This is a genomic window from Thermosulfurimonas sp. F29 (assembly GCF_019688735.1).
GTDB lineage: Bacteria > Desulfobacterota > Thermodesulfobacteria > Thermodesulfobacteriales > Thermodesulfobacteriaceae > Thermosulfurimonas_A.
The window spans coordinates 602,778-625,024 of the sequence record NZ_JAIFYA010000001.1 but is presented as its reverse complement, the minus strand read 5'-3'; the positions used below and the strand labels follow the sequence as shown (position 1 = coordinate 625,024).

Here is a 22,247-nt window from a genome sequence, read left to right as displayed (position 1 = left end):
GAACCATGGAACGCGACTTTCCCTGTGAGGTTCCTCCCCTTAGAATAGGGGATCTCACCGCCCGGGTGCCCATCGTGCAGGGAGGCATGGGGGTGGGTATTTCCCTTGCGGGTCTGGCCTCGGCGGTGGCCCGCGAGGGGGCCGTGGGGGTCATCTCTGCGGCCCTGGTGGGGTTTTACGAGGGGGAGGCGGAGTTCTTTCGGAACCCCACCGAGGCCAACATCCGGGGGCTCAAGAGGCAGATCCGTCTGGCCCGGGAAAAGGCCCCGGGGGGGATCATCGGGGTGAACATCATGGTGGCGCTCACGGACTTCGAGCCTTTGTGCCGGGCGGCCTGCGAGGCCGGAGCGGACATCATCTTCGCCGGGGCCGGTCTGCCCCTGAACCTTCCCGAATTGCGCCCCGAAGGTTCCTCCACCAGGCTGGCTCCCATCGTGTCCTCGGCCCGGGCGGCCAAACTGGTGGCCCAGCGCTGGTGGAGCAAATACGGTTATGTGCCCGATGCCGTGGTGGTGGAGGGGCCCATGGCCGGGGGACACCTGGGGTTTTCCCCGGAGAAGCTCGAGGCCGAGGAATCGCGGCTAGAGGTCCTGGTGCCCCGGGTCATCGAGGCCATGAAACCCTTCGAGGACAAAGCCGGAAGGGCCATCCCGGTGATTGCCGCCGGGGGCATCTACACGGGCCGGGACATCTACCGGTATCTTCACGAGATCGGGGCCGCCGGGGTCCAGATGGGCACCCGATTTGTGGCCACCCACGAGTGCAACGCCTCCCCGGCCTTCAAGGAGGCCTTCGTCAGGGCCCGAAAGGAGGATCTCACCATCATCAAGAGCCCGGTGGGTCTCCCGGGCCGGGCCCTAAAGGGAACCTTTCTGAAGAGGGTGGAGGCCGGGGAAAAGAGACCCTACAGGTGCATTTACCACTGTCTGCGCACCTGCGACTACCGGAAAAGTCCCTACTGCATAGCTGCGGCCCTCATCAACGCCCAGCGGGGAAACCTCGAGGCCGGTTTCGTCTTCGCCGGGGCCAACGCCTGGCGAGTGGACCGGATCGTCTCGGTGCGGGAACTGATTGAGGAGCTTATTCGGGACTATTGCGCGGCCCGGCTTGAAGCCGAGGAGGGAGGGTCTTAACTTTATTCAGGGGAGGACGGTCGGCGGCCGCCGGAGGTCTTCGGGGCCTCCGGAGGAAAGTCCGGGCTCCGCAGGGCAGGGCGCCGGGTAACACCCGGAGGGGGTAACCCCTGGAAAGTGCCACAGAAAACAGACCGCCCCGGGCCGCGGGTCCGGGGTAAGGGTGAAAAGGTGGGGTAAGAGCCCACCGCCTCCCCCCGAGAGGGGGGAGGGCACGGCAAACCCCGCCCGGAGAAAGGCCGCATAGGGGGGCGCCTGAGGGTGGCCCGCCCGATGCCCCCGGGTAGGCCGCTAGAGCGGCCGGGTAACCGGCCGCCCAGAGGAATGGCCGCCGCCCCGGGGTCTCCCCGGGGTTACAGAACCCGGCTTATGACCGTCCTCCCCTTCCTCGTTTCCTAAGCGATAAAAGTAAATGGGTTCCCCCTCGTTCAGGACGCGAAAGGGCCTCAAGCCCGGAAGGGGAAAGTTGAAGCTCACCACCAGGGTCCCCGGTAAGGCCTCCCGGCGCAGTTTCTCGGCCAGTTGCGGCATCACATCCGGAAAGAGGTAGCAGAAAATGACCTCGTATTCGGAAAGGTCGGCCCGCATGAAGTCCCGGAAGCGGACCTCTGCCGGCACCCGGGCCATGAGGTTCCACACCCGGGAGAGGATGTAGGCCAGGGGATTGATCTCGTAGCCCACGGCCCGGACGCGGTAGCGTCGCCACAGGGCCCGAAGGATGCGCCCGTCGCCCGAGCCCAGATCCACCACCCGGGCCCCGGGGCAAAGCACAAGCACCCCGAGAGCCGCCCGGATCCTCCGCGGGGAGGTCCCCACGAACATGGCCCCCCGGGTTTTCGGAAGGACCAGGGTCGTGGAAAGGGCGTAAAGGAAAAGACCGCCCAGGGCCACGAGAACCAGCGCCCCGAAAACCTCCGGAACGGACATCGCCCTCTATTTTAGTCGCCGGCGGCAAGGCTCTCAACGCTTCCGGCGGGATCCCGGGTCTCCCAGCGGATCTCGAAGTCCACGGTGGGGGAGGTGAAAAGGTCCACCGGTTTCCCGTCGTATTCCAGATAGGGATAGACGAAGTAGTTCACCGGAGGACCGCTCTGAGGGGGGTTAAGCAGCAGATCCCGCCCCCGGGAAAGCTCCACCCGGTAAGGGTCCACCGCCCCGAAGTAATATTCCCGCAGAGGGGCCAGCTCAGGGGATAGGGGATCCAGGTCCTTTTGCAGGGCGGCCTTGAGCACATCCGCCGGATCCGCCGGCACCCAGCCGTAGCCCGGCACGAAGAACTCCGTCCAGCAGTGCTGGGCCCCGGTGAGGGTCTCTCGAGGCTCGCGCCCCAGTCGCAGGCCGAAGACCTCGCGGGCCGGAATTCCCGCGGCCCGACACAGGGCCACGAAGACCGAGTTGAGGTCCGCACACTTTCCGCAACCCCTCCTGAGCACATCGCACACGATCCCGGGGCCGCATCCCTTCACCCGGGGATCCCGACGCAGATGGGCGATCACCCAGAGGTAAAGGGCCCGGGCCTTCTCCACCACCGTCCTTTTTCCCGGAAGGACCCCGGCCAGGATTTCGGCGAGGCGGGGATCGTTAAGATTGATGTAACGATTGCCGGAGAGATATTCCCGGAACACCGCCGGATCCGGAGGAAGGGGCCTTTGCCGGGAGAAGTCCCGCCGCACCACCTCCCGGCGCCGCACCGCCCAGCTCACCGTTACCTCCGCTTCCGGGGGGTGAGGATCATTCCACTCGAAGTAGAGAATGGGATTGCCCCGTTGGTCGGTGTAGAACCCCTCGCACCGGTAGTTGCCGCGAATCTCCAGCCCGGATATGTGCTGGAAACGGTTACTCGGAGGATAGGGGAGCCAGAGTCGGATCCGGTGTATGCCCTCTGGAGGGTGTAGCAGGAGGTGCCAGGTCACCTTTCCCGAGACCTCCCGCGCGGCCCGGACCGTCCCGGCCAGCCACAGAAGGATAAAAACCGGGATCACTGCCTTTCTGAGCATGGAGGCTTCCTCCTCAGGAAAGCTTTTCCACCCGCACCCGCTCGCCGCTGAAGTCCGGTATGCCTCCCAGGGGATCCACCCGCACCCCGTAGAGGAGGTTCGGAGAGACCCCGGCGGCCCTTTGCGGGTCGGCGATCACCTCTTCGCCCCGGCTCACCCTGCGGCCTCCCAGAAAGACCCTTTCGGCCCCGGGGACGAGGAGCCTTCCGGCCCCGTGCTGCCAGTGTCCGTAGTGATGAGGAAGGACCACGCATCCCGGTCGCACCCTTTCCGAAAGGGACACCCGGGCCACCACTGCCTCGGGACGGGCTCCTGAGACCACGCGCACCCGATCTCCCTCCCGAAGGCCGAGGGCGGAGGCATCCCCGGGATTCATGAGAAGCGGCGGATCCGGGGAGAGGGCCAGTGCCCTTTCGTAACAGATGGTCCGCGACTGGGTGTGAAGGGCCATTTTGTGGGTGATGAGGAAGAAGGGGAACTCTCCCCTGTCCTTCGACCGGCGATAGGGATAGCGCAGGGTGCCGTGGAATCTGCGGGGGGAGAGCCCGTCTCCGGAGGCCGCAAGCCTCTCGTTCCACAGGCAGAGACAGCGCCCCTCAAGCCGGGAACGGAGATTCCCCCGGGAATCGAAGGCCCTTTCCTCCCGGAGAAAGACCCCGCCCCGGGCGAGCACCGTGCAGCACCTGCGCCACTGTCCGGGCTCAAGAATCTTTCGGTAGCGGGCCACGGGATAGTTCTCCTCTACAAAACGCCTTTCCTCCTCCGGGGCTTCGGGCACGCCGGCGTTTTCCGCAAGGTTCGCGATTCCCCGCAGGTAAAAGTCCTCGGCCCGGTGCAGGGGGTGAAGCCGGCCGTCCCTCCCGGGGATGGCGTTTTTCCCGAAACCGGGAAGCCCGAGATGCTCGGCCAGGTCAACGAGAAAGGTCTCCAGCGAGAAGGGTCTTCCGTCCGGGGTGCGTCCGGTGCGGGGTTCCACCACCGGGGTGCGCACCGCGGTGAAACGCTCCCCCGGGGCGTGGGGGGTGAGAAATCCGTAGTGACCCTCGAGATAGGTCACATCCGGCACGATGTAGTCGGCGTAAACATTGGTCTCGTTCACGGTGACATCCACGGAGACATGAAGGGGCACCCTTTCCGGATCGGAAAGGGCCTCCGCAAACCGCGTCCCTCCCGGAATGCTGTAAAGGGGATTGAAGAAGTAGGTGAAGAGGATCTTTACGGGATAGGGATAACCGGCGGCGATGCCCTCCAGGGCCGAGACCGAAAGCCCTCCCCTGGTGAAGGGGAACCAGGGGAGCCTCGCCGGATAGCCGCGCCGGCGGAACTCCGCGGTGTTTTCGTAAGAGGCCTTTTCGCGGGAGATTTTTACCCCGCGGGGGCGAAGGGCCCCGGGAAAGTGTCTTAGATCGTAGGGGCCCCGCTGCCAGTCCGCGGCTCCGCCTCCGGCGGGAAGGTAGCCTCCGCGACGATTCACATTGCCCACCAAAAGGTTCAAGAGGGCTATGGCGAAGCTGGCGTAGGCCCCGCCCGGATAGTTGCCTCCTCCGTGATAGGCGTAGGCCGCGGCGTAAGGGGCCGCCGCGGCGAATTCCCGGGCCACCTTTCGGATCTTTTCCACCGGAACGCCGGCCCGTTCGGCGTAAAAATCAAGCGCGTGCTCGAACACGGCCTCGCGGAAAAGAGAAAAGGCGGTCTTGACCCGCACGGAAGAACCATCGGAAAGCCCGAGCCGCCCCTCCCAGAGGAGCTTTGCCCGGAGGACTTTCGAGGCCGGAACGGGCCTTTCTGTTTCCGGATCGACGACCACCGGTTCTTCCGCCGGACCGGGGAGCGCAAGATCCCCGACCCGCAGGATGCGGCCGTAAAGGGCGTGTCCCTCCTCCACCACCACGAGGTGCGTGGCGTTGGTGTAGAGGTTGCGTCCGGCCTTCCGCGCGGCCCTCTCCGAGGGCCGTTCCAGGAACTCCCGGTCGTAGAGTCCTTCCTCGAGCATCACCCGGAGCATCCCCATGGCTAGCGCCCCGTCCTCTCCGGGGCGCACCGGCAGCCACTCGTGCGCAATGGAGAGCCCCTCGTGGCCCCGGGGATCCACCACTACCACCCGGAGATCCCCGGCGGCCACCCGACGGGCCATAATGGCTCCGGCGGTGCTCGGTCCGGGCTGACCCGCGGCAAAGAAGTTGGCTCCGAAGGCTATGATGTAGCGCGCCCGTTTGAAGTCGGCCTTGAGCTCCACCTCGGTGCCGTCGGTGAGGATGAAGTTCCCCATCCGAAACCCCAGGCCGCAGATGTCGGTGTGTCCGATGTGATTTATCGAGCCCACGGCCTGGCTCACGAACCGGTTTATAAAGTGCTTGCGCCCGGCCTGGGACCGCCCGGTGATCCAGACCAGCTGGTTGCGTTTAGGACTCAGCTCCGGCGCCGAGGGGTCCAGAGGCTCGTCGGAAAGGATCTCTCTGAGACCCGGATAGTGGCGTTCGTCCCCCAAATGGGCAAAGAGCTTTCCGCCCTCGGCGATTTCCCGGATAAGCTGACTCCAGGGGATGGGCACGAACCGCCCCGAGCCCCGGGGGCCGTTGCGTTTCAGGGGCACGAGCACCCGGTAGGGATTCTCCAGATAGTCCCCATCGCACTGGGGTTTGCCGCAGGTGGCCGCGGATTGCGCGAGACTTTCCGCCACCGGAGTATCGTAGGGTAAGGGTTCTCCGGCGCGGTTGTAGGGATGGTAGGGATTGCCCTCGAAGAAAACCGGGCGTTCTCCCCGGACCCGCACCCGCAATCCGCACCGGGCGTTACAGGCCAGGCATACCGTGTGCACCACCCGTTCTCCGGGGAGGGGGCGTGTTTTGACGGCCCCGGGGATTCTGAGGGCTCCCGTGGGACATACCCGCACGCAGACCGGGCCCTCGGCGCGCCCGGCACACAGATCGCACCCCGTAACCTCCCGGCGGAAGCCCCCCTTCACCTCCGGAAAATGTCCCCTCTCCGCAAAAACGATCCGGTGCAGGAACCGGTCTGCGGGGAGCCCCCGGGTCTCCGCACAGGCCACCACGCAGGCCTGACAACCAATACAGCGCCGGGCCGCGAATTCACCCCCGGCCCGCCGAAATCCCTCCGCAACCCCCGGAAACCCGACCATCACCCCGAGCATGCCCATCATTTTAAGGAAGTCCCTCCTCGCGGGCATCTCCCCCTCCCCGACAAAATTTATCGAGATAACTAAGGGGTTTTATAGGCCCTGTCAAAGAGTTTTTATTGATGCAATCCGGGTAAAGAAATAGACGACGCAAATAATTAGAGGAGTTTGCTCAGGGCGCGGGCGAGGGTTCGTATTTCCCACTGGGCTTTGGGGTGGGCGCGTTTTTCCACGAAGTCCTTCCACACGAACCAGGGGCCGGTGGCCAGGACCGTGGTGGCGGCCCCCTGAGGGGTGAGGAAGCGGGCGTCCTCCTTGCGCACCCCGGCCTTGACCAGTTTCCGATAGGCGGAAAGCCCCCTTTCCACCTCCTCTCCGTAGAGCCGGGTGGCCTCCGGGACCTCTTCAAAGGAGGGGGGGCGCACGAACTGATCCACCGCGGTGTAGCGGTGGGAACGCTGGTTGAAGTTCAGCCAGGTGTGGCGCACGAACTGGTGAGAGAATATCCGGGAGAATCCCTCCACGATGACCGCCAGCCAGCCGAAGGGCTCCTGCCCGGGGACCCGGATGACCGCAACCCGGGAGCGAGCCCAGAGACTCTCCTCCTGGGGCTCTTCGAAGCGGGGGAGGAGGTCCCGTAGGGGGCCAGAGTAGTTCAAAGAGAGCTCCGGGCCTTCAAAGAGAACAGCCTCGAAATCCAGAAAGGTGCGGTCGGCCACCCCGGGGGCGATCAGGGCCTCGAAGTCCGAAGGCTCCAGGATCTCGGCAAAGTGCCGGAGGTTGAGCTGAAGGCTTCCGGTCTCCGGGTCAAACCAGGCCTTGTATAAGGAGGCAAGGAGGGCCGGGGAGGGCTCCTCCGGCTTTACCACCAGAGGAGAGTGGGCGAAGACGCTTCCGTGTCCCGCGGCCTTAAGGCGCACCAGAAAGGCACCGAGTTTTTCGGGATCGCGAAACCTCTCCTCGGCAAAGAGGGAAAGGGGTGGGGTGTCGGCGTAGCAGATCCGGGCTCCCAGGAAACTCAGAAACAGGGTTTGCCGGAAGGCCTCCCCGCCGAGCTCTTCGAAAAGGCGATAAAGAAAGGCCCTCTGGTGTCTCCGGTAAGTGTCCCGCAGGTCCTTCAACGATAGCCTCCGGTGCTTCCGAACCCGCCCCTGGAGTTCCTTGCCAGGGGTGAGGAAACCACCTCCACCTCCACCTCCGTGGCCACCGGAAGCAGAACCATCTGGGCCAGCCTCTCGCCGGCGGCCACCCGTACCGGGCGCTCTTTCAGATTCAAAACCAGGATCTTGAGCTCGTCCTCCTCCCCGCAGTAATCGAAGTCGATGACCCCGGCCGAATGGGGAAAGATCAGGCCCTTTTGGCGAAAGAGGCTCGAGCGGGGAAAGAGGAATAGGGCGTAGGGAGGTTCGGTCTGGATGACGAGCCCGGTGCGGACGAAGGTGGGCTCCCCGGGAGGGATCTCCTGGTCCTCGAGGGCGAAGAGGTCGAACCCCACCGCTCCCTCCGAGGCCCGTTCCGGAAGCCGGGCCCGAGGGTCCCTGCGCCACACCCTGATCTTCACGAAAATACGCCTCCTTTTCCCGGATGGACTTTCATGATAGAAAAAAATTGGTAAGACCTCAAGGGTGCCCCCACAGACACCGTGGGGGTCTGGGGGCTTCGTCCCCAACGATGGAGGGAGGATCGTGAACGAAGCCCGGCTTCTCGAGGAGATAGAACGCCTCAGGGAGAGGGTGGAAAGACACGAAAAAAGGATAGAAGGTGTCTCCTGGGAGCTCGAGATCCTCAAGCAGATCTCCACCGACAACCTCATAGCCGTGCTGGAGCTGCGCAAGTCCATGGAGACCCTTTCTCAGGAGTTCCGCTCCTTTAAGGACGAGATGAGAGCCTTTAAGGACGAGATGAGGGCTTTTAAGGAGGAGATGAGGGCCTTTAAGGACGAGATGAACAGGAAGTGGGGAGATCTGGCCAATCGTCTGGGGACCCTTACCGAGGACATTTTCGCTCCGGGGCTTCCCTATCTGGCCGAAAGACTGGGCTTTAAGGTAAAAAAGCGGATGCTCGATGTGGAATACCGGAAGGACGGTCGTTATAACCAGTACGACGCCATAGTGCTTGCCGAGGACGAAGGGGGGCGGGAGATCCTCTTTGTGGCGGAGGTGAAGAGTCAGCTCAGGGCCGAACACTTTGATGAGTTCCGGGCCAAGCTGGAAAATCTTTTCCATTACGAGCCGGAGTGGAGGGAGAAGCCCCTGGTACCCATCCTGGCGGCCCTGCGTATTCCGCAGGATCTGGTGGCCCCGGCCAGCAGGCGGGGCGTCCTTCTGGTGAGGATGGGAGGAGACTACCTCGAGGCCCTGAATCCGGAGGTCCTTCCGGGTTCGGGGGGAACCGAGGGGTAGCCCTCTCCCCTCAGGCACGGCGGCGGTGGGCCCAGAGCATGTGGCTGCGGGGAAACTCCCTGGCGAAAAGACGCTCACAGATCTTCACGGTCTCCCTCTCGTCGCGGGTCTGAAAGTCCTCCCGAAAAAAGCCCCTCTCTTCCACTCTGAACCCCTCGAGGCCCCGGATCACCCGCACCAGGCGGTTCCGTTTCTTACACAGAAAGTCCAGGCACTCGCCGGGGGAGAGTTTTCCCAGTCTCTCCGCGAGCCAGCGCAGGGCCTCTTCCTTTCTTATACGGGCCACGGGTTGAATTTTAAGTCCCCCTCGCGTAAAAGGAAACTATGCGATGTTTTTTGCTGAGTCTTATCGGGTTCGTCCTGCTGTCTTCCGCGGGGTTCTCCCTGGAGAGAAAGCCTCTGGTGCTGACGCTCTCTCCGGAGGGAGCTTATCTGACCGAGGAGATCCGGTTCTCCGCTAGGGAGGCTCCCCGTATCCCCTTTCCCGGTTCCCACCGGGCCGGGGACCTGGAAACCCTTCTGGCTCCTCCCGGATGCGTGGTCACCTGGGAGTTCCGCGGCGAGGGGGAGCCGGAGGGGGAGATCGCTGAGAAACGGAAGACCCTTCGGAAGCGTGAAGAGGCCCTGGAGAGGGAACTGGAAGTCCTAAAGTTTGAGGAAAGCTGGCTACGGGCCCTCCGTCCCGGGGACCTGGGGAAGGATCCCTGGGGTGCCCTTTCCCGGATCTCCGAAAGTCTCCGCCGGATAGGGGAACGCCGGGCCACCCTGAAGGGGGAGCTGGCCGGGATACGGGCCCGGCTGACGGTGCTCGGGGAAAGTCTGGCCCTGAAGAGGGTCTCCTTCTTCACTCCCTATGTGGAATGCCCCGCTCCTCAATCCGGGTATGTGGTGCGGGTGCGTTATCCCCTCCCGGCGGTGGAGTTCCGGGAGGAACGCCTAATTTTCGTTACCCCCGGGGAGGATCGGGTTCGAGTAGAACTGGGCCTGCGTCTGATCCAGCGCCTGGGGCGCAAGTGGCCTCCCTTGTCCGTGGTATACGAGACCTATCCTCGAAGGTTCACCATCCTGGCTCCCCCGCCCTTCCAGCCCTGGTATGTGGACGCTCCGCTGAAGAAAGTCCTGCGGGCCACGATAAAACTCCCGAAAGTCCGGGAGACCGTGGTGGAGCCCACTTTTCGGGGCAAGAGCTATCACCTCCGTCTTGCCGAACTTCCTCCCGGGGTCCCTCGCTTCCTCCTTCTCGAAGAGAGGAGTTTCCCGGCAAAGCTGCGGGTGGAAATCCCGGCCTATCGCCTCCCTCGGGCCTTCCTGAGTCTTTCCCTTCGACCGGACACCTACCTTCCCGGAGGTCGAACCCGCATCTTCCTGGGCAAAAGAGAACTCCCCGCGCGGAATATTCCCGCCCTCAATCCCGGAGCCGAGGTGAACCTTTACCTGGGCGAGGATCCCTGGGTGAAGGTGGAAAGGGAGGTGCTCAGGGACTACAAAGAAAGGGTGGGGGTGGTAAAGCGGCGTCTCCGGCGGACACTGGAATGGCGTCTTACCGTAAAGAGCGCTCATCCCCGGACCATTCCGGCGGTCCTTTACGATCGAATCCCCGTAAGCCGTCGGGAGGAGATAAAGATTCAGGCCTCCGCGGACCCACCCTGGGATGAACGCACTCCCCAGGGCAAGATCCTCTGGCGTCTCAGGCTCTCTCCCGACAAGCTTCTCCGATTTACGATTCGAGTCATCATCGAAAGACCTGTCCCCTGATCGTTTCGTGAAGAAGACATTTTTTCGAAATAAGTTTTGGTTTTTTGCCGGTCTATCATTCGTGTATTTTCCGCGTTACCGCTCTTTATGTTCCGCCGGAGATATGCTACCGATGCCTTTTATGCCGAATCAGCTATTTTTACCTCTTCCACCATACTTGAAAGACCATCCTTCACTATCCGGTTTTTGAATCTCGAACAAAAGATCCCGAAATTCATGAAGAGGGAAACGAGCCTGCTCTTGTATGAAGGGGAACACTGGCCGGACTTTTCAAAAAATAATACGATTTCGTAAAGTTTTAAGACCGAGGAGGGTTTTTCCCGGATGGAGATGCAGGGCCTAATTGCCTCATGAGAAAATCTATTCATAGGTTACTCCTTTGACAGGTGTGGCTAGACCAAATAGCCTCCGTTGTAGCCGAAGAATCTTCCTTCTAAGCTCTGCGGGGTTCAGCTCCTCGTATTTCTGCCTCAACTCCTCTTTGGTGTCCTCCGGGATGGCCGGATGCTCCGGTACCCTCTCGTACGGCGTCTTCGGCTCCTCGTAAATCTTCTTAACGTTGCTCCCTATACGCCTCTTCTCAATCAGCTTCACCTAAGGCTGAAAGAAATTTATGTAAAGACTCAAGACCTCGCTAAGCTCCTCAAGAACCTCCAGGGCTTCCTCCGTATCATACCGAAAATAGCCAAAATATCTTCGGGCTACCGTCCGGTGCTTCTCCCACCCGACAATTATCGTTCTTTCGGTAAGGTCTTGAGCGCGTGAAAACGATCCCTTTTTCCTGAGACCACTTGAGAAGATGATGATTGATAAAAGCGCCATCATTGTCGCAATCTATACCTTTGAGCGGAAAGGGCATCCTTCGGGAGATCTTTTGCAAGGCCTCAAAAGTCCACTTTTGGGCCCGATTTTTAAGGGGAGCGGTCTCGGTCCATTGGGTACAAAAATCGACCACCATCAGAGACCAGGCGTGATCTCCTTTGGCCAGGCCTCCATCGTGACTTACGAGATCCATCTCTACGAAACCCGGCTCACTTTCTTTCCAGTCGGCATGAGTGCGGATAGGGATGTCTTTTTTGAGGAGGGTTCCGGGCTTGGTCCTGGCTTTGGGTTTAAGGTCCAGGCGTTTCCTTTCCGGGGCCAGCAGGCGGTCTATGGTAGCTTTTGAGATACGCAGGAGCTTATTCCTTACGGTTGTGGTCAATTGGATTTCGCCGTGTTTTTCGAGTTTAGGGATGATTTTAGGGAGAATGGCTTTAAGTCTTAGGCTTGAAGGGTAATCGAGGATGGCCCAGATCTTTCGGAGAGGTTTTAGGACCTCTTGGTCGTAGATCTTTTTTCGTTTGCGTTTGATTTTGCGGTTGGGATCGGCCACGAGGATGACTTTAGTACCGTTTGGGGTTTTGAGGTGGATTTTTCGTCCGGCGTGACGCAGTAGCCAGGAGGCATAAGAGCGGTTGTGGTTAGTCAATTGAATGAATTCGTCTAGTATTTTTGGCGTAAGAGAGGACAAGCTTCTTACGGGTCATAAGGTCAAACTTCCTTATTGGGCATAATTCTCCTCCCTTGGAAGATGATCTGGGGAGGAGGTTAAAGGTTTTCGAGCAGATTTTTAAATGAGGCAACGATATGGGGTTCGAGTAGATTTTTAATGAGGCAATTCGAGGGCTTGAAGCCGGAAATCAGTTTTGATAAAATCAACACAACAAAATAGAATTTTTTAAAAGGTTTTCAATTTCGGCACTTTGCCCCCGTAGCTCAGGCGGATAGAGCACGGGATTCCTAATCCCGGAGTCGGAGGTTCGAGTCCTCCCGGGGGCGCATCTGTCAAGGTTTTCAGAACCTCTCCTTTCCTGGTGTCCATATAGGTGTCCAAACTCCGGACTTTTTCCTTTCGGTTTAATCAATCCTAATCAGATTTGACTTTTTCTGTCCAGCCCTGGCAGTCAAAAGGGAGAAAAGGACGCGGAGAGGAGTCCCGGTGGCGCTCAAGAAAGAGTGCCCGGAGTGCAAATACCGAAACCCGGCTAAAGCCCGCAGGTGCAGGAAGTGCGGGCGAGAGCTGGGAGCTTCCGTGGTCTGGTGGGTAGACCTTCACTTCAACGGAATACGCGTCCGGAAGCGCATTGGTCCCGACAGGAAAGCCGCAGAGCTTGCCGAGCTGGAGTTCCGGAAAGCGCACGCCCGCAGGAAAGTCCTGGGGGAAGACGACGGCCTCACCCTGGAGTCGCTGTGGGTAAGATACTCGCATGGTGCCGCATTCACAACCGGGACGTGGAACACAAAGTCCAGCGCTGGAAGAAGCACCTGGAACCCGCTTTCGGGAAGCGCAGACTCTCCGAAATCACCATTCCCCTGGTGGAGACTTATCGGCAGAAGCGTCTCTCCGAGGGCGCGAGACCGTCCACGGTGAATCGTGAAACCAGCTTGTTAAGACACATGCTTACCATGGCCGTACGGTGGGGACTTCTCCTTCAGAACCCGCTCGCCGGGTTGGGGAACCTCCCCGAAAAAAACGACGACCGGTGGACTTACCTCACCGAGGAAGAGGCGGAAAGACTCCTGAAAAATGTGGAGAACCCGGATTATCGCCAGTTCGTGGAGTTTCTGCTCTACTCCGGACGCAGGCTCGGAGAAGCTTTGGAACTCCGGTGGCGCGACGTGGACTTCGACCGCGGCGTTCTCTTCCTCCGTGGTTCCCGCAACAAGTCGGGAAGAACCTTTGGCTTTCCCCTCCACCCCCGAGCCCTGCGCGTTCTTCGGGAGAGAGCCTCGCGCTGGAACGGTTCCGGCGTCCCCCAGGAAGAACGCGTCTTCCCGCTCAGCAAGAAGTGGTTTCAGACAGCTTTCAAGAAGGCCCTCAAGAAAGCCGGTTTCCCCACCACCATCCGCATCCACGACCTCCGCCACACCTTCGCAAGCTGGTTGGCTATGCGCGGAGTTCCTCTTCAACAGATACAGGCTCTTCTAGGGCACCGGCAAATCAGCACCACTTTGAAATACGCGCACCTGAACCCGGAGACTCTCAGAGGGGTGCTGGAGAAGATTTAGTTGAGAGACGAGGCGTCTGCCAGTACAGCTTTCATCAAGCTACTCACTCCCACGAGCATCAGGAAGATTCGGAAAACTGACCTGCTCTCCATTTTTCGAACCACCTGGGATGTTTGAAGTGGACCCCGAAATTTGGACAGTGTGGTAAGGTGAAAAAATCAGACAAAGGAGGGGTCCAATGTCCAGGAAAAAGTCCAAGAGGTATTCTCCGGAATTCAAGGCCAAGGTAGCCCTTGAGGCTCTGAGGGAAGAGAAGTCCCTTGCGGAGCTGGCTGCGCAATTTGATCTTCATCCCAATATGATCTCGAAATGGAAAAGGCAGGCCCAGGAGGGGCTGGTATCAGTTTTTGCCCGGGGCAAGTCTTCGGATACCAGGGGGTATAAGGAAGAGATACGAAGGCTACAGGCCAAGATCGGGGAGCTGGTGGTGGAACGCGATTTTTTAGCCGGAATCTCCAGGAGAAGTTGAGCCTGGAGGAGAAGAAGGGGGCGATCTCTAAGGAAGAGGAGATAAGCGTTAGTCGGCAGTGCGAGCTATTGGGTTTCAGTCGTTCCGGTTATTACTATCGAGGTCGAGGAGAGAGACCGGAGAACCTTGAGCTGATGCGGAGGATCGACCAGATTTATCTTAAGAAGCCTTACTATGGGAGCCGGAGGATGACGGAGGTTTTGAGGCAAGAAGGGTACAGGGTGAACCGCAAGAGGGTGCAGCGTCTGATGCGGCTTATGGGGCTCAAGGTATTTTATCCCAGGCCCAGGAGGACCAGTGAAAAAGCGAAAGATCATCGGACTTATCCTTATTTGTTGAGGGATCGGAAGGTGGAGAGGCCCAATGAGGTATGGTGTTCGGACATTACATACATTCCCGTAAGGGGAGGCTATCTTTATCTGGTGGTAGTGCTAGACTGGTACAGTCGGAAGGTGCTTTCGTGGGGGTTATCGAACACGATGGAGGCTGGATTTTGCCGCCAGGTACTGGAGGAGGCGTTGGAGAAGTACGGGAGGCCGGCGATATTCAACACGGATCAAGGGAGTCAATACACGAGCAGGGAGTTTTTGGAGGTATTAGAGGAGGCAGGGGTAGCGATTTCGATGGACGGTCGTGGGCGATGGCAAGACAACCGAATGGTGGAGCGTTTTTGGAGGTCGCTGAAGTACGAGTGCGTATATTTACTGGAATTTGAGGGAGGGAAGGAAGCTCGGGAGGCGATAGGGAGGTGGATTGGGAGCTACAATGGGGAGAGGCCGCATTTTGGGTTAGGAGGGAGGACACCGGATGAGGTTTATTTTGGGGGCAATTTGCCAGGGGTTCGGGAGAGAGTTGCGGCATGAGGCATCACCTCAATTTAGGGGTTGACCTGTCCAAAAGATGGGGTCCACTTCAGTATTTGGTGAGGACGGAGCTTGAGGGGAGGGCGTATGAGGCGTTCAGGGCGGTGGGTATGAGGGTGCCGGGAAGGGTGCTGGAGGCAGGAGAGGAAGAAGGTGTTGTGGAACGTGGAGGTAGTGTGCCCGAAAACCGTTGATACAAGAGAATTTTTTTGCCCGGGGTGTCAAAGTTGGGTTTGAACAAAAAAGATTTGCTAAAATCAAAAGAAAAAATGAGATTGATAAAGATTGAAAGGTTCAGAGATACTTCCTAATCCTGGAGTCGGAGGTTCGAGTCCTCCCGGGGGCGCTTGCCGGTCAGGAGTTCAAGCATTCCCATTTTTACCCGTGGCTAAAGTCGGATTTGAGGAAAGCGTCAAGCTCCGAGAGGATGCGCAGGGGGGCCTCGGGATCGATCAGGGTGGCCGTGCCCACCTGAAAGGCCCGGGCTCCGCAGAGGAAATACTCGTAGGCGTCGCGTCCGGTGATTATCCCCCCGGAGGCGATGAGAGGAACCTTTACCTTTCGGGAAAGCTCGTAGACCAGGCGGAGGGTGAGGGGTTTTATGGCCGGACCGGAAAGTCCTCCCTGATGAAAACGGGGCCGCCCCCGGGAGAGATCTACCGAAAGGGCCGGATAGGTGTTGGCGCAGGTGAGGGCGCTGGCTCCGGCCTCCTCCGCCGCCCGGGCCACCTCCAGCACCGGTCCCACCGGGGAAAGTTTCACCGCCAGAAATCCCTTCCACTCCTCCCGCAGCCTCCGCACCAGACGAAACACCCCCTCCGGATCCCCGGCAAAGGCGATGCCCCCTTTCTTTACATTGGGACAGGAGATGTTGACCTCGAAACCCGCCACGCCGCTTTCCGCGAGGCCTCGCACCAGATCCAGAAATTCCTCCTCGGATTCCCCCAGGATGTTCACCACCACCGGTGGCCCGTGGGAGAGAAGACGCGGTAGGATCCTCTCGCGAAAGGTGGAAAGTCCCGGATTTTCAAGCCCTATGGAGTTGATGAGGCCGCAGGGGGTCTCGGAGAGCCGGGGCGGAGGATTTCCCGTTCGGGGGTTCAGGGATACGCCCTTGGTCACCAGGGCCCCGGCGGCGGAGATTACCCGCGGTGGAAGCGTTTCCCCGAAGCCCCAGGTGCCCGAGGCCAGAAAGAGGGGATTCCTGAGGGAAAGATGGGGGATTTCAGACCAGGGTCTCAAGATCCACCTCCCGGGAATCCACCGCCGGCCCCTCCACGCAGACCTTGAGCGTGCCTCCACCGCGTCTGGCCACCGCGCAGCCTAGGCAGAGCCCTCTCCCGCAGGCCATAAGAGCCTCCAGGGAGAGGTAGGCCGGAATTCCCCGGGCCTCCGCAAGACGCCCCACCGCCTTGAGCAGTCCCGGCGGGCCGCAGGCCACCATTAGGGCCGGTCTCTCCCTCCCGAGGGCCCTGGAAAGGGGGTCGGTGACGAGCCCCTTCCGTCCCCTGGAGCCGTCTTCGGTGGTAAGTACCAGCGCCCCGGAAAGCTCCCGGAGCCGGTCCACCCGCAGGAGGTCCCCACGGCTCCGTCCCCCGTAAAAGAGCCGGGTGGGAAGTCCCCGGTTTCTGAGTTCCGAAAGGTAGAAAAGAAAGGGAGCCACCCCGATTCCCCCAGCCACGAGCCACACCGGTCCCCGCTCCGGCAGGGGAAAGGGGCGTCCCAGGGGGCCGTCCAGAAGGAGTACATCGCCCCGCGAAAGCCTCGAAAGGGTCTCCGTGCCCGGGCCCCGCACCCCGTAAAGAAGGCGGATCCGTCCCCCGAGGACCTCGTGCACCGAAAAGGGACGGGGGAGCAGCGGATCCCGTCCCCACCAGGCCTTAACCCGCACGAATTGCCCCGGACGGGCCCTCTCGGCCACCTCCGGGGCTTCGAGATCCAGAAGCAGATAGCCCGGGCTTAGTCTCCTCTGGCCCTTTACCCTGACCCGGATCACCAGCCCATTTTCTCAAGAAAAACGATGAAGGCCAAGAGGAGGCCTGCGAACACCACCGCTACCAGAAGCGGAGGAAGGTGAAGCAGCATGGGGAGCGAGACCTTTCCGTAGGCGCCGATCCCGAGGAGGGTCTTCTTCCAGAAGGGATAGGTGTGGGCGTAGGCCATGGCCCCGAGAAGTCCCCCCAGAATTCCGAACAGGGCGTCGAAGGACCCTTCGCCCACGGCGCCGGGCATGGTCCCCGGGCAGTAACCCAGGAAGGCCCAGCCCAGGCCGTAGATCACCCCGCCCACGAAGTTGGCCGCCACATGGGTGGGCTTGAGGTGATAGGGGGCCAGCCCCAGGGTGGTGAGAAGCTGGATCCCGATGGCCCCCACCACCACTCCGGAAAGGAGAAACTTGAGCACCGTAAGATCGGTAAGGGTGAGGAGCCCGGCGTGTTTTTCAAAACGCACGATCCGGGCCCGCTGAAAGATGTATCCCCAGATTATGCCGGTTACGAGTCCCACCAAGAGTTCCATGGCTTACCTCCTTCTTCCGTAAAGGATTAGGGCCAGGGGAATGCCTCCGGCGAAGAACCCGGCCACCACGATGAAGGCACTGGCCGCAAGCTGACTCATTCCCGAAAGACCGTGCCCGCTGGGGCATCCTCCGGCCAGTCTGGCGCCGTAAATGAGGAGGAATCCCCCCACGAAGGCCCCCAGGGCCCGCACTACCGGAGAATCCCCGAAACGCTCCCGCCACACCCCGGGGACCCAGCGGGGACGGAACTCGCCGTTCCTGAGGGCCGCGATGAGGACACCCAGCGGCACCCCCAGCACCAGCATGACCTTCCAGTCGATCCCCGTCCCCTCTTCACGGTAGTACTCGTTCCGCGTTACAGCCTCCGGCGAGATCGTCTTTTCGATCATTCCGGAGACCCGCACATAGGCCGTGGAGGTCCCGAGATAACGGGGGTGACCGAAAAGCTGATAGGTCACCAGCACCGAAAGCACCAGGAGGAGTCCGGTAAGGGCCCCTCCGAGATAGGGAGACCATCCGTTTCTCATTTTTGCTCACCTCCTTAAGGGATTAGCGTATCACCACGGTGGTGCGATCCACCCCGGTGTTTCCGGTAAGCTTATCATAGGCGTAAATGATTAACTCGTAGGCGCCCTTTTCGGGAAGATCCAGCGTGGTGGCAAAGAGACTGGTCTTCCCGGTGAAGGTGAGCGGCACCGTCTTGAGGAACCTTCCGTTTCTCCTGACCATCACCGCCACCTCGTAGTTTTTGGGCGGCCAGAAGAAGCGCGGGTCCACGGGGCAGCCGCACATGGGGGTTACCGAGGCCCGTACCTCCACCCGGGCCGGTCCCTTGATCATGGAATGCGGCACCGGGGAAAGGGCCCGCACCACCAGTCCCGGCATCTCCAGCACCAGTTCGTTTATGTCCTTGCCCGGCACCACCCAGGTGGTCACCGAGACCTCCTGCATGGCCTGAATCTGCCCGAGAGGCCCCCGGGCCACGATCCGTACCCTCCGGGGTTCTTCCAGATCCAGCACGGCCTCGAATCGGGCGGTGTTCCCCACGAGGAGTTGCGTGTAGCGGCCCTTCGGGGTCTTCATGAGAAGCCGGGTATCCCCGGTGCTTCCCCGGGCTATCCCCCGGGCCAGGACCTCTCCCGTTTCCGTATCCTGAATGGTCACCAGGACGCCACCCATGGAGGTGCCGATGAACTTGGCGTCCCGGGCCCTAACCCCCACCACGATGCGGGTGGGCACCGCCCAGGCCAGCGTGGCCGCCAACCACACCACCAATCCCACCATTATAGCCATTCCCTTCCTCATGGCTTACCTCCTTGCGATCTCTGTTTTTCGCCCTCGATCTTTTTCTTTCATGGTTAACCATAAACCTTTTTGAGGGTGAGACAACCCTCTTCCTTTCCCCCTTGTCAAACGGTGGGTTTTCGGCTAATCGGTGGAGTTAAATCGTGGCGGAGGTGGAGTAATGAGCATTCCCGAAGACCGGCTTTATTCCGAGGAGCATCTGTGGATTAAAAGAGAACGAGGGGGGCGGGTTGTGGTGGGGCTTTCGAACTTTGCCTGTCGGCGTTTCGGTGAGATCATAGACCTTGAGCTTCCCGAGGAGGGAGAGGAACTCGAGAAGGGAGAGGTTTTCGGCACCGTGGAGACCCCCCGGGGTGTGGAGGAGCTGGTGGCGCCGGTCACCGGAGAGGTGCTGGAGGTAAACGAGGAGGTGCTGGAGGATCCGGAACTGGTGAGCGAGGACGCCTACGGGGACGGCTGGCTTCTGCGGGTCAAGCTGGAGGACCCGGACGAGCTCGAGGAACTGATGAGTGCCGACGAGTACGAGGACTACCTTGAGGAGGAGGCCGAGGAGGTCTTCGAGGAAGAGGAGGAATTCGACTTCGGTGAGGAGGAGGAATAGGTGCTGGCGGTGGTTTTCCCCGGCCAGGGGTCTCAGTATGTGGGAATGGGGCGGGCCCTGGTGGAGGGGTTCCCCGAGGCCCGGGAAGTGTTTCTCCTGGCCGAGGAGGTGACCGGTCTTCCCCTGGGTAGACTTTGCTTTGAGGGGCCCGAGGACGAGCTTACCCGGACGGAAAATCTTCAGCCGGCCCTCACGGCGGTAAACCTGGCCGTATGGAGGGTTCTCGCGAAAAAGGGGGTGAGTCCGGTCTTCGTCGCCGGGCACAGCCTGGGGGAGTTTTCGGCCCTGTGTGCTGCGGGGGTTATTTCTCTGGAAGACACCTTCAGGTTGGTGAAGCTCCGCGGAGAACTCATGGCGCAGGCCGGGGAGACAGCTCCGGGGGCCATGTACGCGGTGATCGGGCTTGCCCGAGAAAGGCTGGAGGAGGTCCTGGCGGAGGTTCCGGGACAGGTCTATCTGGCCAACCACAATTCTCCGGAACAGATCGTGATCAGCGGGGAGGAGAAGGCGGCTTCGGAGGCCGCCGAAAGGGCCCGGGCCGCCGGGGCCAGAAGGGTGGTGCGCCTGGCCGTTTCCGGAGCCTTTCATTCCCCCCTGATGAAGGAAGCGGCCGAAAGTTTCACCGAGGCTCTATGGAAGGTGCCCATGCGCAGGGCCTCCGTGCCGGTGGTGCTCAATGTTACCGCCCGGGCGGAGACCGATCCGGAAAGGATCCGCGAGGCCCTGAGTCGCCAGATGCTCTCCCCGGTGCGCTGGGTGGAAAGCGTGCTTTTCATGTATCACCAGGGAGTGCGGAACTTCCTCGAAGCCGGCCCTAAGAGGGTCCTTTCCGGGCTCATAAAACGGATTCTTTCCGGGAAAGAGGTCCGGATCCTTCAGGCCGAAACCCCGGAGGAGATGGACAAGGCCCTCGAGGGACTGGGGAGGTTTGAGTGACCCGGGTGAGGGTGCGGGTGTCCTTTCCGGAACGCTGCAAGGGCTGCGGGCTCTGCGTTCACTTCTGTCCCAAAAAGGTCCTTTCCGTGGGGAATCGACGCAACCTTCTGGGCTACCGGATAGTGGAAATTACGGCCCCGGGGAAGTGCACCGGTTGCGGGGTGTGCTATCTTATGTGTCCGGATGTGGTGCTGGAGGTAGCCTGAGGGTGAGACCGATTCTGGTCAAGGGTTCCGAGGCCATTGCCCTAGGGGCGCTGGCGGCGGGGTGTCGCTGCTATTTCGGTTATCCCATCACCCCCCAGAACGAGATCCCCGAGCTCATGGCCCGGGAGCTTCCCAAACGCGGGGGGGTGTTTCTTCAGGCGGAAAGCGAACTGGCGGCGGTGAACATGCTCCTCGGGGCCGCCTCCACCGGGGTGCGGGCCATGACCTCCTCCTCAAGCCCGGGCATTTCCCTGATGGCCGAGACTTTTTCTTACCTTGCGGCCCTGGAGCTTCCCGCGGTGATCGTAAATGTCTCCCGGGGCGGTCCGGGCCTCGGGGGAATCGAGGCCTCTCAGGGCGATTACTTTCAGGCCACCCGCGGGGCCGGTCACGGCGATTATCACTTCCTGGTTCTGGCTCCGTCCAGCATTCAGGAGGCCTACGAGCTTACGGCCAAGGCCTTCGAGCTGGCCGAAAAGTATCGCCAGCCGGCCATGATCCTCACCGACGCCCTGCTGGGCCAGATGAAGGAACCCCTGCGTCCGAAAAAGATAAGGGTGCGGGAGTATCCCAAGGATTGGGCGCTTACCGGAGCCCGGGGTCGGCCGGGACGCACCCTGCGCAGTCTTTTCCTGGGGCCGGGGGAACTGCGGGCCCGGAACGAACTCCTCCAGCGCAAGTATCGGGCCATGCGCCGGGAGGTCCGGGCCGAGGTCCTCTACGCCGAGGAGGCGGACCTTTTCGTGGTGGCCTTCGGGTCCATGGCCCGGATCGTGAAGGAGGCCGTGGATGTGGCCCGGGAAAAAGGTTATCCGGTGGCCTTCGTGCGCCCCGTCACCCTCTTCCCCTTCCCGGAAACGACCTTCCGGAAGCTCTCCCGCGCCGGGGTCCGTTTTCTGGTGGTGGAACTGAACTGCGGCCAGATGGTGGAGGATGTAAAACTTTCCGTGTGCGGGAGGTCCGAGGTGGAATCTCTTGCGCTTCCCCCCAGCGACCTTCCGGCCCCGGAGGACATTTATCGGAGGATCAAACGGTGCCTCGTGCGAAAGAGGTAAAGGCCTTTACCTTTCCCCGGGTCCTCACCGAGCGGACCTTTCACTATTGTCCCGGATGTCATCACGGCATCGCCCACCGGTTGCTGGCCGAGGTCATTGAGGAACTGGGCGTGCGGGAGCGGGCCTACGGGGTGGCCTCCATCGGTTGCGCCTGTTTTCTCTACCACTACTTCGATGTGGACATCTGCGAGGCCCCGCACGGCCGGGCCTGCGCCGCCGCCACCGGAGCCAAACGGGCCCGGCCGGAACTGGTGGTCTTCACCTACCAGGGCGACGGCGACTTCGCCGCCATCGGGCTTACGGAAAGCCTGCACGCCGCCGCCCGGGGGGAACGCATCACCGCCATCATGATCAACAACACCGTTTACGGCATGACCGGGGGCCAGCTCTCCCCCACCACCCTTCCCGGCCAGCGCACCACCACCACCCCCGAGGGCCGGGATCCCAGGATCTACGGATATCCCCTGAAGGTGGCCGAAATACTGGCCGCCTTTCCCGGGGTGGCCTTCTGCGCCCGGGTGGCGGTGAATCGGCCCAAAAGGGTGCTCGAGGCCAGGGAGGCCCTGCGCAAGGCCTTTCTGGCCCAGATCGAGGACCGGGGTTTCGGTTATGTGGAGTTTCTTTCCGCCTGTCCGGTGAACTGGAAGCTGGATCCGGTGCGGGCCGCCGAAAAGGTGGACGAACTGGCCGAGACCTTCCCCCTGGGGGTATTCAGGGATCTATCGTGAGGGAAGAGCTCGTCGAACTGGGGAAATGGTTCTATCACCTGGCCCTGGCCGTGGTGGTGGCCGGGATAGTGAGACCGCTTTTGGAAAAAGGG

Annotated in this window: 23 protein-coding genes, 1 tRNA gene and 1 other RNA gene; 12 read left to right on the top strand and 13 right to left on the bottom strand. The window is 61.1% G+C overall.

The window, feature by feature from the left end; genetic code table 11:
• Positions 1 to 5: 5 nt before the first annotated feature.
• Entirely contained in the window at positions 6 to 1,133 is a 1,128-nt protein-coding gene (locus tag K3767_RS03250) for a nitronate monooxygenase family protein (RefSeq protein ID WP_221172123.1), read from the top strand.
• A gap of 11 nt (positions 1,134 to 1,144) precedes the next feature.
• Positions 1,145 to 1,519, top strand: an RNA gene (gene rnpB / locus K3767_RS03245) — RNase P RNA component class A.
• A gap of 552 nt (positions 1,520 to 2,071) precedes the next feature.
• Here rnpB and K3767_RS03240 read toward each other — a convergent pair.
• From K3767_RS03240 to K3767_RS03225, 4 genes are all read right to left on the bottom strand, one after another.
• Positions 2,072 to 3,130 (bottom strand): transglutaminase family protein, encoded by a 1,059-nt coding sequence (locus tag K3767_RS03240; protein ID WP_221172122.1) that lies wholly within the window; start codon positions 3,128 to 3,130, stop codon positions 2,072 to 2,074.
• A 13-nt stretch (positions 3,131 to 3,143) separates the two neighbouring features.
• Positions 3,144 to 6,317: a molybdopterin dinucleotide binding domain-containing protein gene (locus K3767_RS03235; RefSeq protein ID WP_221172121.1), complete on the bottom strand. Its 3,174-nt coding sequence runs from the start codon at positions 6,315 to 6,317 to the stop codon at positions 3,144 to 3,146.
• A gap of 107 nt (positions 6,318 to 6,424) precedes the next feature.
• A complete protein-coding gene (locus K3767_RS03230; protein WP_221172120.1) occupies positions 6,425 to 7,387 on the bottom strand; it encodes an FAD-dependent thymidylate synthase in 963 nt (320 codons plus the stop codon).
• On the bottom strand, positions 7,384 to 7,827 hold the full coding sequence (locus K3767_RS03225; RefSeq protein ID WP_221172396.1) for a dUTP diphosphatase: 444 nt from the start codon (positions 7,825 to 7,827) through the stop codon (positions 7,384 to 7,386). The genes K3767_RS03230 and K3767_RS03225 overlap by 4 nt, the downstream gene beginning before the upstream one ends.
• Before the next feature lie 124 nt (positions 7,828 to 7,951).
• Between K3767_RS03225 and K3767_RS03220 the strand changes: the two genes are divergently transcribed.
• Positions 7,952 to 8,668, top strand: a complete 717-nt coding sequence (locus K3767_RS03220; protein WP_221172119.1) for a hypothetical protein — start codon at positions 7,952 to 7,954, stop codon at positions 8,666 to 8,668.
• Positions 8,669 to 8,678: 10 nt separating this feature from the next.
• Here the strand turns inward: K3767_RS03220 and K3767_RS03215 are convergent, their stop codons facing one another.
• On the bottom strand, positions 8,679 to 8,954 hold the full coding sequence (locus K3767_RS03215; protein WP_221172118.1) for a hypothetical protein: 276 nt from the start codon (positions 8,952 to 8,954) through the stop codon (positions 8,679 to 8,681).
• A 38-nt stretch (positions 8,955 to 8,992) separates the two neighbouring features.
• On the opposite strand from K3767_RS03215, the gene K3767_RS03210 reads away from it, so the two are divergent.
• Positions 8,993 to 10,423, top strand: a complete 1,431-nt coding sequence (locus K3767_RS03210; RefSeq protein WP_221172117.1) for a DUF4139 domain-containing protein — start codon at positions 8,993 to 8,995, stop codon at positions 10,421 to 10,423.
• Between the two features lie 119 nt (positions 10,424 to 10,542).
• On the opposite strand, the gene K3767_RS03205 is transcribed toward K3767_RS03210, so the two are convergent.
• From K3767_RS03205 to K3767_RS03195, 3 genes are all read right to left on the bottom strand, one after another.
• Positions 10,543 to 10,791: a hypothetical protein gene (locus tag K3767_RS03205; RefSeq protein WP_221172116.1), complete on the bottom strand. Its 249-nt coding sequence runs from the start codon at positions 10,789 to 10,791 to the stop codon at positions 10,543 to 10,545.
• Positions 10,784 to 11,017, bottom strand: coding sequence for a hypothetical protein (locus K3767_RS03200; protein WP_221172115.1), 234 nt, complete (start codon positions 11,015 to 11,017; stop codon positions 10,784 to 10,786). Before K3767_RS03200 ends, K3767_RS03205 begins: the two co-directional genes overlap by 8 nt.
• 76 nt (positions 11,018 to 11,093) lie before the next feature.
• On the bottom strand, positions 11,094 to 11,936 hold the full coding sequence (locus K3767_RS03195; protein ID WP_221172114.1) for a transposase family protein: 843 nt from the start codon (positions 11,934 to 11,936) through the stop codon (positions 11,094 to 11,096).
• Positions 11,937 to 12,170: 234 nt separating this feature from the next.
• Here K3767_RS03195 and K3767_RS03190 point away from each other — a divergent pair.
• The 3 genes from K3767_RS03190 to K3767_RS03180 all read left to right on the top strand — a co-directional run bounded on the left by K3767_RS03190 (position 12,171) and on the right by K3767_RS03180 (position 14,806).
• Positions 12,171 to 12,244, top strand: a tRNA-Arg gene (locus K3767_RS03190).
• Positions 12,245 to 12,655: 411 nt separating this feature from the next.
• On the top strand, positions 12,656 to 13,474 hold the full coding sequence (locus K3767_RS03185) for a site-specific integrase (protein WP_221172113.1): 819 nt from the start codon (positions 12,656 to 12,658) through the stop codon (positions 13,472 to 13,474).
• Positions 13,475 to 13,652: 178 nt separating this feature from the next.
• Positions 13,653 to 14,806 (top strand): IS3 family transposase gene (locus K3767_RS03180; protein ID WP_370630428.1). Its coding sequence is split into 2 segments (ribosomal slippage): positions 13,653 to 13,934 and positions 13,937 to 14,806, totalling 1,152 coding nucleotides; the frame shifts between segments, so codons are not numbered across the junction.
• Between the two features lie 378 nt (positions 14,807 to 15,184).
• On the opposite strand, the gene K3767_RS03175 is transcribed toward K3767_RS03180, so the two are convergent.
• From K3767_RS03175 to K3767_RS03155, 5 genes are read right to left on the bottom strand one after another with little or no spacing between them, the layout of a single operon-like run.
• Positions 15,185 to 16,048 carry a dihydroorotate dehydrogenase gene (locus K3767_RS03175; protein WP_221172112.1) on the bottom strand — a complete coding sequence of 288 codons (864 nt, stop codon included), beginning with the start codon at positions 16,046 to 16,048 and terminating at the stop codon, positions 15,185 to 15,187.
• Positions 16,032 to 16,802 carry a dihydroorotate dehydrogenase electron transfer subunit gene (locus tag K3767_RS03170; RefSeq protein ID WP_221172111.1) on the bottom strand — a complete coding sequence of 257 codons (771 nt, stop codon included), beginning with the start codon at positions 16,800 to 16,802 and terminating at the stop codon, positions 16,032 to 16,034. The genes K3767_RS03175 and K3767_RS03170 overlap by 17 nt, the downstream gene beginning before the upstream one ends.
• On the bottom strand, positions 16,799 to 17,323 hold the full coding sequence (locus K3767_RS03165) for a YeeE/YedE thiosulfate transporter family protein (protein ID WP_221172110.1): 525 nt from the start codon (positions 17,321 to 17,323) through the stop codon (positions 16,799 to 16,801). The genes K3767_RS03170 and K3767_RS03165 overlap by 4 nt, the downstream gene beginning before the upstream one ends.
• A gap of 3 nt (positions 17,324 to 17,326) precedes the next feature.
• Positions 17,327 to 17,851, bottom strand: a complete 525-nt coding sequence (locus K3767_RS03160; RefSeq protein ID WP_221172109.1) for a YeeE/YedE thiosulfate transporter family protein — start codon at positions 17,849 to 17,851, stop codon at positions 17,327 to 17,329.
• A gap of 22 nt (positions 17,852 to 17,873) precedes the next feature.
• Positions 17,874 to 18,629 (bottom strand): hypothetical protein, encoded by a 756-nt coding sequence (locus K3767_RS03155; RefSeq protein ID WP_221172108.1) that lies wholly within the window; start codon positions 18,627 to 18,629, stop codon positions 17,874 to 17,876.
• A 160-nt stretch (positions 18,630 to 18,789) separates the two neighbouring features.
• Here K3767_RS03155 and gcvH point away from each other — a divergent pair, with 160 nt between their 5' ends.
• Genes gcvH through K3767_RS03130 form a run of 5 tightly spaced genes read left to right on the top strand, consistent with a single transcriptional unit; the run spans position 18,790 to position 22,155 of the window.
• Complete coding sequence (gcvH, locus tag K3767_RS03150) at positions 18,790 to 19,230, top strand: glycine cleavage system protein GcvH (protein WP_221172107.1); 441 nt, start codon at positions 18,790 to 18,792, stop codon at positions 19,228 to 19,230.
• A complete protein-coding gene (fabD, locus tag K3767_RS03145) occupies positions 19,231 to 20,166 on the top strand; it encodes an ACP S-malonyltransferase (RefSeq protein ID WP_221172106.1) in 936 nt (311 codons plus the stop codon).
• Positions 20,163 to 20,372, top strand: coding sequence for a 4Fe-4S binding protein (locus K3767_RS03140; protein ID WP_255592181.1), 210 nt, complete (start codon positions 20,163 to 20,165; stop codon positions 20,370 to 20,372). Before fabD ends, K3767_RS03140 begins: the two co-directional genes overlap by 4 nt.
• A complete protein-coding gene (vorB, locus tag K3767_RS03135) occupies positions 20,369 to 21,427 on the top strand; it encodes a 3-methyl-2-oxobutanoate dehydrogenase subunit VorB (protein ID WP_221172385.1) in 1,059 nt (352 codons plus the stop codon). Before K3767_RS03140 ends, vorB begins: the two co-directional genes overlap by 4 nt.
• Entirely contained in the window at positions 21,406 to 22,155 is a 750-nt protein-coding gene (locus tag K3767_RS03130) for a thiamine pyrophosphate-dependent enzyme (protein ID WP_221172105.1), read from the top strand. The genes vorB and K3767_RS03130 overlap by 22 nt, the downstream gene beginning before the upstream one ends.
• Positions 22,156 to 22,247: the final 92 nt, after the last annotated feature.

Coding starts and splice junctions, on each gene's coding strand:
- K3767_RS03250 (WP_221172123.1), top strand. CDS start 6: ATGGAACGCGACTTTCCCTGTGAGGTTCCTCCCCTTAGAATAGGGGAT.
- K3767_RS03240 (WP_221172122.1), bottom strand. CDS start 3,130: ATGCTCAGAAAGGCAGTGATCCCGGTTTTTATCCTTCTGTGGCTGGCC.
- K3767_RS03235 (WP_221172121.1), bottom strand. CDS start 6,317: ATGCCCGCGAGGAGGGACTTCCTTAAAATGATGGGCATGCTCGGGGTG.
- K3767_RS03210 (WP_221172117.1), top strand. CDS start 8,993: ATGCGATGTTTTTTGCTGAGTCTTATCGGGTTCGTCCTGCTGTCTTCC.
- K3767_RS03205 (WP_221172116.1), bottom strand. CDS start 10,791: ATGAATAGATTTTCTCATGAGGCAATTAGGCCCTGCATCTCCATCCGG.
- K3767_RS03165 (WP_221172110.1), bottom strand. CDS start 17,323: ATGGAACTCTTGGTGGGACTCGTAACCGGCATAATCTGGGGATACATC.
- K3767_RS03160 (WP_221172109.1), bottom strand. CDS start 17,851: ATGAGAAACGGATGGTCTCCCTATCTCGGAGGGGCCCTTACCGGACTC.
- K3767_RS03155 (WP_221172108.1), bottom strand. CDS start 18,629: ATGAGGAAGGGAATGGCTATAATGGTGGGATTGGTGGTGTGGTTGGCG.
- gcvH (WP_221172107.1), top strand. CDS start 18,790: ATGAGCATTCCCGAAGACCGGCTTTATTCCGAGGAGCATCTGTGGATT.